The organism is Micromonospora sp. HUAS YX12 (assembly GCF_040215685.1).
Taxonomy (GTDB): domain Bacteria; phylum Actinomycetota; class Actinomycetes; order Mycobacteriales; family Micromonosporaceae; genus Micromonospora; species Micromonospora tulbaghiae.
Genome location: NZ_CP157974.1, coordinates 3,912,274 through 3,923,278, shown reverse-complemented (window position 1 = coordinate 3,923,278; position 11,005 = coordinate 3,912,274). Strand labels below are relative to the sequence as shown.

The following is an 11,005-nucleotide window of genomic DNA, read 5'->3' as shown; positions in this document are numbered from 1 at the left end:
GCACGGCCCGCAGCGCGGGCCCGTGCAGCGGAGCCGACTTCCTACACCCGGGATGGGCACAGGAGCCATTCGGCCCCTCGACGTACCGGTGGTCGACACCGCTCGCGGCGCGGACCCCAACCGGTTCAGGTTCTCTGTATGTCTTGCGTCCGCGTGGCGGACCAACTCGGTCCGCCTGGCGGACTAGTTCTAGTCCGCGACCCGGACTAGAGGCGCCCTTCACTGGTCCGTCCACCGGACTACCAGACCCGGGCGATTCGGACGCGGCTGGTCCGGCACGCGGACCAACTACCCCCAGCTCGGCGAGTCTCACCAACAGATCCGGCGGCACCCCCATGCGGTACACCGTCCGGGCCTTCTTGCGCCGCGCGTCGGCCACAGTCGGCCGATCGCGCCACACCCACTGACCCTCCAGCTTGTTCAGCCACGCCGCGACCGTCGACCGGGCGAGCCCGGTCCCCTTCTCCAGGTCGGTCAGGCTTGGCGTGAACTGCTCGGGGATCGTCGCCGTGGCCGCGTCGGACCACGTGAGCAGCGTCAGGACGAGTTGCCGGCCGGGAGGGTCGAGCGTGCAAAGCTCGTGCCTCACCGCGCGCTCGACCGTCCACCGGTCCACCATGCAGGCGGCCTCTCTGTGCAGCGCCGCCAGCGCACCGTCGCCCGAACTGGCGTACGATGCGCGTGCGACCCGTTCTACTCCGTTCCGGGTTCACCTTCGGCCCCGCCAGATGACCGCCTGGCGGGGTCGACGCGTTTTCCGGCACCCTACACCCGATGTGTAGGGCCGCAATGGGATCGGCGCTGCTCATACTCACGCCGCTTCGTCGTCGGCTTCCAGGACGTCCCACGGGTCCCACACGATCGTCCGGTTCGTGTCCTCCGCCCAGGCGTAGATCGTGGTCAGCTTCCACTGCGGGTTGTCGCTGATCCTGCCGTCCTCTTTGGGCAGCTGGCCCTTGGACCGCCACTGGTACGGCGTGTTGTCCTTCACGCCGAACATGCGGATCAGCTCCTTGAGGCCGACCATGACCGGCAGCTCCACCGGGCCCGGCTTCATCAGGTCGGCCGCGATGCGCCGCGTGACCGCCTTCAGCTTCGCCTGGTTCACCTTCACTGTTCCTCTCCTCCCACGGCCGGATGCCATACAACGTCAATGTACGGCACCGCCGGGGACGGTCAGGCCGCCACCCGGGCCGCGGCGTACGGCGCGGCGCGCAGCAGGTCCCGCGCCAGGTCGAGGAGCGGGCAACGGTCCAGCAGGTGCACCCGGCCGTCGGAGAACACCGACGGCGGCTCCAGCGGCACCTCGTCCAGGAACCGCACCCCGAACTCGCCGGCCAGCTCCTGCCCCGCCTTGTCGTGCATCCACGTCGGCACCAGCGCCCACCGCACGCCCGCCTCCGACAGCTTCGCGGCGACCCACCGGGTCGCCGTCGCGTTGCGCTGCACGTTGGCGACCAGCAGCACCAGGTCGCACTGGCGGGCCACCTCGATCTGGCCGCCCTCCAGCGCCCGGTCCAGGTCGACCACCTTCACCTCGGCCGCAGTCCGCTCGACCGCGCGCAGCGGCCGGAACGGCTCGTCGACCACCCGCAGGCTGTCGGCCGGCGTGCCGAGCCGGTCGTCCACGCCGCCGCGCCCGGTGGCGTCGACGAGCAGCGCCCGCCGCCCGCCCTCGGCCGCCACCAGGCCCAGCGCCACCGCGACGGTCGTCGCGCCCGCGCCGCCGTGGCCGCCGACCACGCCGACGCGCACCTCGGCCGCCTCCCCCTTGGCCGCCTCGGCGACCAGCTGCCGGACGGCCAGCGCGCCGGTCGGAAGGTGGTACACCGGCACCTCCGGGTAGTCGGCCTGCCAGCTGCGGTACGCGGCGACCAGCCGGTCACCGTCCACCTTCTCCGGGGCGACGACCACCATCCGCGGGTGCGCCGGCATCCCGGCCGCCAGCGTCAGCACGCGGGCGTCGATCAGTACCAGCGGCGCCCCGCGCCACTGCGCGACGGTCGGCTTGCCGACCACGACGCCCACCTCCACGTCCGGACCGAGGGCGTCCAGCACCTCGTCCACGTACTCGTGGCCCCAGGCCACGACCAATGACTTGCCCACTCCAAACCTCCTGATAGGGGTGGCGATACGTACAAAGACATTGTATCTAACTCGGCCGCCTGCGTCAATGTTGTATGTACGGCGGCACGGCGCTTTGCTCGCTGTCGGCACGGCCCGCTATGCTGGTGTCTCCACGTGAACCAGCACAGCCCCGGATTTCGCGGTCCGGGGCTGCGCTGTTTCCAAGGCCAGGTCAGGCGGTCAGTAGATGACCTCCACGACCACGAGGCCGCCGCCGCCCTTGCCGCCCGTCCGGCCCGTCGCCTGCGCGATCGCGCCGCCACCGCCGCCGCCGGGGCCGCCCGCGTCGTTCCCGTTGGCGTTGACCGTCACCGGGGCCGCCCCGCCCGCACCGAGCAGCGAGTTGCCGCCGAACGCCGCGAACAGGTGCCGGCCGTCGAGGGTGCGGCCGGGGCCGCCGGCCGCGCCGATCGAGTTCAGCACGTTCCCGCCAGTCGCCGAGCCGCCGCCGCCCCGGCCGCCGCTGGTGTCCGTCGCGTTCGCCACCACCCCACCGGCGCCGGTGCCGCCGCCCGCGACCCACAACCCGCCGAAGCTCGAATTCCCGCCGCTCCCGGCTCCCGCCGCAGAGGCCGCGCCGGCCGCGCCGACCGCGCCGACCATCACGGCCACCTGCGCCGGCAGCTCCGACGCCGCCCACACGCTCTCGCAGTACCCGCCAGCGCCACCGCCGCCGCCCGCGCCGTTGCCGCCGGTCGCGCCGCCCACCCCGCCGCCGCCACCGCCACCGCCGACCCCGTACGCGCGGATCCACCGCGCGCCGGCCGGCACGTTGAACGTGCCGTCCGCGGTGAACGTCTGCACCGGCCCGGTCGGGGCGCCCGCACCCGGCGAGCCGACCAGGCCGACGATGTGGTTCCCGGCCGGCGGCGTCTTGAGCACCATCACCCGGGCGCGCACCGGCACCGCGCCGATCATCGACGTCACCCGGATCGCCTGGGTGTCGCCGTCGTGCAGCGCCCGGATCGTGCCGTCGCCGGCGACGCTCGTCACCGTCGCCGGCCGCAGCCGCCACGTCAGCCCGAGCCGGACCGCCTTCTCCAGCACCGCCTCGGCGAGCGCCTTCACCGGCACCGCCAGGCCCGGCACCTTCCCGTCGCTCACGCCTCCCCGCCTTCCGTCTCCGGGTACGCCCGCCGCAGCGTGTGCCGCATCTCCCCGCCCGGCACCAGTGGCATCGTCCAGCTGGCCTCCAACCACTTCACCCCGTCCCAGCGCACCACCTCGTACGCGTCGTGCCGCGGGTCGACCGGAGTGCTCAGCTCCACCACCTCGTACACCGTCTGCTGGAGGCCCAGCGTCCGCGCGTACAACGTCGCCTGCGCCTGCGAGCGCACCTGCACGTCGACCGTCTTCGGCAGCACGAACCCGCGCTGCGCGATCGAGTGCGGCGCCGACGCCGGCACGTCGTACACCCCAACGACCGGCTCCGTGTCCGAGCCCGGATCGTTGGACACCACCACGAAGCGGTTCGGCGCGGTCAGCAGGTCCGTGCCCCGAGAGATCGATCCCCGGATCACCCGGCGGGACGAGTCCAGGTCGATCGTCACCGCCTGGTCGGCCGGGTCGAACGCCCGCCGCAACCGCAGCCAGCCGCGGTGGTCGAACCACGGCATGAAGTACCCGCCCGACGTGGCCAGGTCCCGCAGCGCGTTCGCCCGCGACGTGCCCGGAGACCAGGCGGCCACCGACGTGAACTCCGTCGCGTCGACCACCAGCGGCCCGATCGGCAGGCCCTCCACCAGCCGCTGCGCCACCTGGTCGACGAGCTGCCCGCCCGCGTCGAAGCCGACATCCAGCTCCTGGTCGACCACGAACATCTCGTCCAGCAGCGTCAGCGGCGCCGTCGACCCGGCGCTGGTCATCAGGTCCGACGAGTCCGACACCAGGTAGCGGCCCAGCCGGTACTCGCTGCCGTCGCCCAGCACCATGCGGGGCGCGATCCGGTCGGTCAGCTGGTTGATCCGCTTCGCGTCCGCCACACCGAGGGTCACCCCGGACAGCCGCCGGGGGATCGTCGACGTGCTGTCGTGGCTCAGACTCGGCGAGCTGTCCCGCAGCGGTGTGAGCTCACCCCGGCGCACGCCGGTCCGCCCGTCGATCAGGTCGAAGCGGAACGACGCCGACCGCTGCCCGCGCCAGGCGGGCAGGTCGAGCAGGTCAGGCGGGGGCGCAGATGCCACGGCCGTCCACCTCCCACACGTTGCCCTGCGCGTCGGCGAACTGCGTCGTGCCGGCCGCCTGCACCTCGAACGCCGGGGCGGCCAGCAGCGGCCCGTCGACGCCCTGCCGCACCTCGGCCCGGGCCACCGTCACGTCGCCGGTCAGTACCAGCGCCAGCTTCCCCGGGTCGAACGTCGGCGCTTCCGGCGACGCCGACACCGTGCCGCCCGCCTGCCACGCCACCCCGTCCTCCGAGGCCCAGAACTGCACCGTGCCCTGGCCGCCGACGTCGTTGCGGTACGTCACCCGCAGCCACCGCCGCTGCCGGGTCACCACCAGCTCCCGCGTCTCGTAGCAGCCGGTGAACCCGGCGCCGCCCCAGATGTTGAGGCAGGTCGACGCCCGGTCGGCGGTCAGCTTCCACCCGGTCGCCGCGGTGTCGTCGGTGCGCCGCAGCTCGGCCGTCCACTGCTCGCCGGTCGGCCGCAGCTCCACCCGCAGGTCGAGGTCGTTCGACACCGGCTGCTGCACCGAGAGGCTGGCGACCTTCACCGTCTGGGCCGCGTTCGTGTTCCCGGCCGTCAGCACGCCCCGCACACCGATCTGCCCGACGCCGGCGATCGCCGTGTCCTTCGCCGACTGCTCCCACCGGGCCATGTTCTGCCCGTCCGCCCACACCGCGACCCGGACCGCCGCGTCGCGGACCTGCAACCGCATCCAATACCAGGGCCCCGCCTGGTAGGCCAGCGCGGTGCCGAAGCGGTCCTTCACCGTCGCCAGGGCCGTGACGGTCGTCAGCACGCCGCCCACGATCCGCTCGATCGATACGCCCAGCTTGCCGTCCGTCTGCGCGGCCAGCCGCGCCCGGTAGTGCGTGTTGCCGTTGATGTGCCGGCCGATCAGGTACGCGTTGATCGGCTGGCCCGTCGCCACGGCGTTGAACTGGAACCGGGCCTCGACGTCGACGTCCTCCCAGCCCGCGCCGACCACCGCGGTGTGCGCGGCGCCGCCGGCCAGGTTGATCGCCGCCGCCTCGGCGGCCACCGAGAAGTCCGCCGCCGGGCCCTCGATGATCGCCCAGCCGTTCCCCAGGCCGCCCGCCACGTTTCGGCCGAACAGGTCCTCGAACGCCAGCGTGGCGAGGCCGGCCGCCGGGACCGGCGTGCTCGCCGTCACCGACGACACCTGCCCCTCCGGCCGCAGGCCCTCGCACGGGGCCGGACCGCCGTCCAGCGGGGCCGGCGTCGCCGTCACCTCCACCACGTGCACCTGCGCCAGCTGGAGCTGCCCGGCGTTGCGACGCTTCACCGACGCCGACGGCACCAGCAGCGTCGACAGCCACCGGTTGTTCAGCTCGTCCCGCACGCACACGTACGGCACCGTGTCCCACGCCAGGTCGCGCAGGTCGCGGAAGCCACGGTCCATCGTCTCCGGCGGCACCGCCGCCTGGTTCACCAGCACCGTCCGGGTGAACTCGACGCCGCCGCGCTCCAGCGGCCGGAACGCCGTGCGGAAGTCCCGGTCGAACATCTCCTGCAGCTCGACCTGGCCCGCCTCGGGGAACGTGAACTCCTCCACCGACGACCGGTCGAAGTTCTCGACGTACGCGAGGTTCCCGGCCGGGTTGTGGTTGCTGGTCAGGATCAGCACGCCCGTGTCGACGTTGCGGCCCTCCACGCCCGGCGCGGCGATCGTCGCCGCCACCGGAGGTGACCACGGCCCGCCGATGCCGAGGCGGTGCACCATCCTGATCCGGTACCGCGACTCGACGCCCACCCGCGCCTCGTAGTCGTCGACCGCCGTCACGGACGGCTCGACCACCCTGGCGATCGTCTCCCACTCGTCGGCGGCCATCGTGTCGTCCTGGCGCTGCACCTCGTAGTGCCCCCAGCCGGCCAGCACCGCCGTGTTAATCGCCAGCCACGACAGCCGGTGGTAGCGGATGCCGGTCGGGATCTTCACCGCCGGCCGGGCGCACTGGTCGTCGACGACGGTCAGCGGCTGCACGGCAGGCTCCACGTCGAGGCCGAGCACGGCGTCCATCTCCTGCGCGAACATCAGCGTCAGATCCGCCGCCTGGTCCCGCTGCCCGTCGTAGGCGGCGTACACCAGCTGGTCGTCGCCGTACGTCGACGCTGCGGCGGGCCCGAGACTGGCGCCGCCGGTGGACCCGTACGTCTCGATGGCCGGGTCGGAGTCCGCGCCCAGCACCTGCCACGGCGACTGCGGGTCCGCGTTGCTCGTCCACGCCCACCAGCTCACGTCGCCGACCCCATCGGACAGGTACGGCGGGTCCAGCCGGACCGTCACCTCCCGCCAGCCGTCCGCGATCTCCGGCAGCTTGTCGAACTCCTCGACCGTGATCCGCCCGACCGGGCCGAGCCGCCTGTTCATGTCCTCCGCGCCGACCAGCGCCAGCTCCAGCGCGTCCCGGGTGCCCTCGACGTGCCGGGCGTAGAAGCGGGCCCACACCCAATCGCCCATGTCCGTCTCGACGACGTGCTGGAAGGTGTCCCACCCCGTCGTCGCCCGGGACACGCTGCCTGCGACCTGCTTCAAGTAGGTGTGGCCGCTCATGTCCACCGTGCCCGGCGCGGGGTCCCCCGCCATCAACTGGATCGCCGGCAGCTCCTCGACCGTCTCCACGGTGGGCGCCTGCGAGGCCCGCAGCGTCTTGCGCAGCAGCAGGCCGCGGTGCGACGGGAACGGCTCGATCGACCCGAGCCGGTCGAGCTTCACCGGCACCGGCGTCGCCACCGACTTCTGCCCCGCGTACGCCTGCCCGATCGTCACGGCGTACTCCCGGCCGGCGACGAGCTGCGCGTCCGCCGCGTCGATGCCCTGCACCGGGATCTCGAAGTACCACCCGGTCACGCTGGTGGACCCGAAGGCGATGATGCCGGTGGGCCCCTGCGAGATGTCCAGGCCGCCGCCGCCGATCCGGTTCTCCACCCCGTACGTGACCTCCAGCGCCATGTAATGCACGCGGAACTGCGCGGCCGCCGCGGCGGCGGCGGCGACCTGGAGCCGCACGTTAACGTTCGTGCCGCCGGACGCCTGGAGCGTGTTCAGCCCGGCCACGCCGTTGCCCGTCTGCCACCGCCACGGTGCCCGGCCCCGCTGCGTCGTCGGCGCCGCCGCCGTGTCCCACCACGGGTTCAGCTCGCCCAGCCGGGCCCGGGCGATCGCCGTGCTCGCGGTGTGGTCGGCGGGCCCGTTCAGCGTCTCGTCCATGATCCAGTTGACGGCGGCCGACGGGCGCTCGAGGCCGAGGGTCACCGCCGGGGCCAGGTCGGCGAACGGGCCCGAGATCACGTACAGCACCGACACGTCGAGGATCCGCCGGCTGTTGATCCCCGGCGGCAGCGGCTTGCCGAACCAGAACCGGGCGGCCGCGTTCGGGCCGGTCAGCGCGACGTACCGCGGGTCCGCCGGGTTGCTCACCGCGTCGGCCGGCGTCGACGAGCCGCCGACCAGCGTCGCCCCGGTCACCAGGGCACCCGACGAGCACGGCAGGACCACCTTGCGGAGCGGTCCGGTGCCGGCCACCCGGTCCACCGGGTACAGGTTGACCAGCAGCTCCTTGCGGTCCGTCAGGCCGGGTGGCGGGCTCGACAGCTGGACCCGGACCCGCCGAATCCCCTGCCCCGGCGCGTGGGTGGCGCGGGCCCGGAACGTGTAGCCCACCTCGCTGCCCGTGTCGAGCTGCACCTGGTCGGCCACCAGCGGCGCAAACTGATTCCCCAGCACGTAGGGCCGGTCAGGGTTGTACTCGCCCACTCAGATCGTCCTCACTGTCGTGGCCACGTCCCTGCGGGCCAGCGTCTCCAACACGCCTTCGCCGACCGCCCGGCCGGTGCCCAGCGCCTCCTGCCTGCTCGGCACGACACCCTCGAAGGTCACGCGGATCGCGTCGCGCCCGAACACCACGGACGCGCCGCCGCCGCCCTCGCCGATCAGGCGCATCAGCCCGGACTGCTCGGCCAGCTCCCGCGCCCGGCGCGGCCGGGTCAGCGGCACCACCACCTCGTCGCCGGCCTCGCCGCCGACGAACAGGGTCGGCCGCCGCAGGATCGCGCCGTTGGCCAGCATCGGGATGCGCGGCAGCGACCCGGGGAGCTTGGCGTCGATCGACGCGATGCCCGAGTTGATCTTGCCGATGACCCGGTTGATGAACCCCGTGATCGCGTGCGTGATCGACCCGGCGACGTCGCCGATGAACCCGCCGACGTTCTTCAACCCGTTCATGAACCCGCTGATGAGGCTCCGGCCCGCCGACACGAACTTCCCGGCCAGGCCCGCCAGCCGCGACGGCACGCTGCTGATGAACGACACCAGGGAGCTCACGCCGCTCGACGCCGCGCTGCGCGCCGCGCTCAGCGCCGACGACAGCGCGCTGGCCATGATCCCCGGCAGCCGCGACAGGCCCGACATGACCCGGCCGGGCAGCCCGGTCACGAACGACACCACCGCGTTGATGCCGACCGTCGTCAGCGCCCTGGCGGAGGCCCACAGCCGGGAGAAGAACCCGGCCAGCAGGCCCGGCAGCGCCGCGATGCCGCGCAGCACCATCCCGGGCAGCTGCGTCACCGAGAAGATCAGCAGGCCGATCCCGACGCCGACGGCCTGGAGCGCCATGCCCAGCGCCGACGTGAACAGGTTCCACAGCATCCCCGGCAGGCTCGCCAGGAACGAGCCGATCTTCCCCGGCAGCTCGGCGAACCAGGTGCCCAGCGACGAGAAGAACCCGACCACCGCGTTCCACGCCGACGAGAACGCCCCGCCGATCGCCGCGCCCACCCCGGCCCAGTCGATCCCGTTCAGCCAGGCCGCGACCTTGCCCAGCCACCCGGCCACGCCCGTCAGCGGCGACAGCAGCCACGTCAGCGCGCTGGCGATCGCAGACACCAGCGGCGCGACGGCCTGCGCGGCGAGGAACTGCAACAGCAGCGCCGCCACCTTGATGAGCGGCGCCGCCAGCGCGACGGCCACGCCGGCGAGCTGCGCCACCAGCTCGATCAGCGGCGTCAGCGCCACCACGATCTCGACCAGCGGCGGCAGCAGCGACACGATCGTCGGGATCAGCGGCATCAGCGCCTGGACCAGCGTCCCGATCAGCGGCCCGATCGCCGTGAGGACCGGCGCGAGGGCGGTGCCCAGGGCGGCGACGATCTGGCCGAGCGGCGGGCCCAGCTGGGTGAACAGCTCGGCGAGCAGCCCGGCGATCGGGGCGAGGACTGCGGTGAGCGTCTGACCGATCTGGAGCAGCACCGGCCCCAGCGCGGACACGATCGGGCCGAGCAGCGGGCCCAGCGCGTTGAGCGCCTGCGCCAGCGGCCCGATCAGCATGGCGATGAGCTGGCCGAGGACCGGCAGGACCGGGGCGATCGCCAGGGCCACCGACGCGATCACCTGACCGATCGGGGCCAGCGCCGGGACGAGGGCCTGCAACGCCGGGACCAGCGCCTGCGCGATCGGCATGAGCGCCGGCACCAGCGTCGAGCCGATCGCGCTGAGCAGCCCCGAGATGACCGGCTTCAAGCCCGACGCGAGCGTGGAGACCGTCTGGAAGATGCCGGTCAGCGCCGCGCTGCCCTCGGCCGACGCGAAGAACTCCCGCAGCGTGCCGGTCAGCGTCGTCAGCGTCCCGAGCAGGCCGCCGCCGCCGGCCGCCGCGCCGGCCGCCTGGAAGACGGAGCTGAGGATCGCGCCGACGTTTCCCGCGATCTGCCCGAGCTGCCGAAGGACGCCCAGCGCCGTCTCGATCGCCGCGGTGGCCGCGCCGCTCTGCGCCATCGACGACAGCCACGCGCCGAACTTCGCGCCCAGCCCGCCGGCCACGGTGGACAGCTGGCTCACCGCCGGGAGCCCCACCACGGCTATGTCGCGGAACCCGGCCAGCACCGGCCCGACCGCCACGCCGAGGTTCGCCACCGCCTCCCGCGCGGACATCAGCACCCCGCGCAGCACCGACACGGTGGCGCCCTCCCGGGCGAACTCCAGCGCCCGCCGCGCCACGTTGCCGTACTCGGCGGCGACGCCGGCGAGGCCGCTGCGCAGCGGCCCCGCCAGCACCCCGGCGGTCGCCTGGATCTGCCCGACCATCGGCGCGGCGAACGCGTCCTGCGTCGCCGTCCGCACGCCCTCGATGGCCGGGCCCACCGCCTTGAACTCGCGGGCCAGCCTCTGCGCCTGCGGCGACAGGTTCTCCAGCGCCTTCTCGAACGCCTTCGCGTCGCCCTCGACGACCGCGCCCATCGCGTCGCCGAGGCCCGACGTGGCGATCCGCAGCGCGCCCATCGCCGCGCCGTAGACGCCGGCCGCGGCGGGAATGGCGAACGCCGCGCCGCCGACCTGCGCCAGGGCGCCGGCCAGGCTGACCAGGCTGCTCGTAGCCTGGACGGCGAGGCCGCCGATCGCGCCGACCTTCAGCGCGGAGTTGAGGCCGCGCTTCAGGTCCGGCGCGAACTTCTTAACGTCGCCGACGATCTCGATGTACGCACGTCCCAGCGCCACGCCCCCAAGCGTAGGCCAGTTTCAGCGGTGGCAATCCTCCACTGCGGCCGTACGCCACTGCGGCAGTGAGCTGCCGACATGACGGAGGGCCCCGGTGACGCAACCGGAGCCCTCCGCCGACAGCTCATCCAGCGAGCCCGACCCGTTCCGCGCCGGATCGCCAATCAGCCTAACGACGACGCCACAAGCACCGGAACCC

The 11,005-nt window shown here is 73.4% G+C and carries 6 protein-coding genes; all 6 read right to left on the bottom strand.

The window, feature by feature from the left end; translation table 11 throughout:
* Positions 1 to 811: 811 nt before the first annotated feature.
* The 6 genes from ABIH81_RS18950 to ABIH81_RS18925 all read right to left on the bottom strand — a co-directional run bounded on the left by ABIH81_RS18950 (position 812) and on the right by ABIH81_RS18925 (position 10,806).
* A complete protein-coding gene (locus tag ABIH81_RS18950; RefSeq protein WP_187691940.1) occupies positions 812 to 1,114 on the bottom strand; it encodes a hypothetical protein in 303 nt (100 codons plus the stop codon).
* Between the two features lie 62 nt (positions 1,115 to 1,176).
* Entirely contained in the window at positions 1,177 to 2,106 is a 930-nt protein-coding gene (locus ABIH81_RS18945; protein ID WP_349876220.1) for a hypothetical protein, read from the bottom strand.
* 201 nt (positions 2,107 to 2,307) lie between these two features.
* Positions 2,308 to 3,231, bottom strand: coding sequence for a hypothetical protein (locus ABIH81_RS18940; RefSeq protein WP_349876219.1), 924 nt, complete (start codon positions 3,229 to 3,231; stop codon positions 2,308 to 2,310).
* The gene (locus ABIH81_RS18935; RefSeq protein ID WP_349876218.1) at positions 3,228 to 4,310 is read right to left on the bottom strand and encodes a hypothetical protein; all 1,083 of its coding nucleotides are present in this window, start codon (positions 4,308 to 4,310) and stop codon (positions 3,228 to 3,230) included. The genes ABIH81_RS18940 and ABIH81_RS18935 overlap by 4 nt, the downstream gene beginning before the upstream one ends.
* The gene (locus tag ABIH81_RS18930; protein ID WP_349876217.1) at positions 4,288 to 8,070 is read right to left on the bottom strand and encodes a hypothetical protein; all 3,783 of its coding nucleotides are present in this window, start codon (positions 8,068 to 8,070) and stop codon (positions 4,288 to 4,290) included. The genes ABIH81_RS18935 and ABIH81_RS18930 overlap by 23 nt, the downstream gene beginning before the upstream one ends.
* The gene (locus ABIH81_RS18925; RefSeq protein ID WP_349876216.1) at positions 8,071 to 10,806 is read right to left on the bottom strand and encodes a hypothetical protein; all 2,736 of its coding nucleotides are present in this window, start codon (positions 10,804 to 10,806) and stop codon (positions 8,071 to 8,073) included.
* Positions 10,807 to 11,005 lie beyond the last annotated feature (199 nt).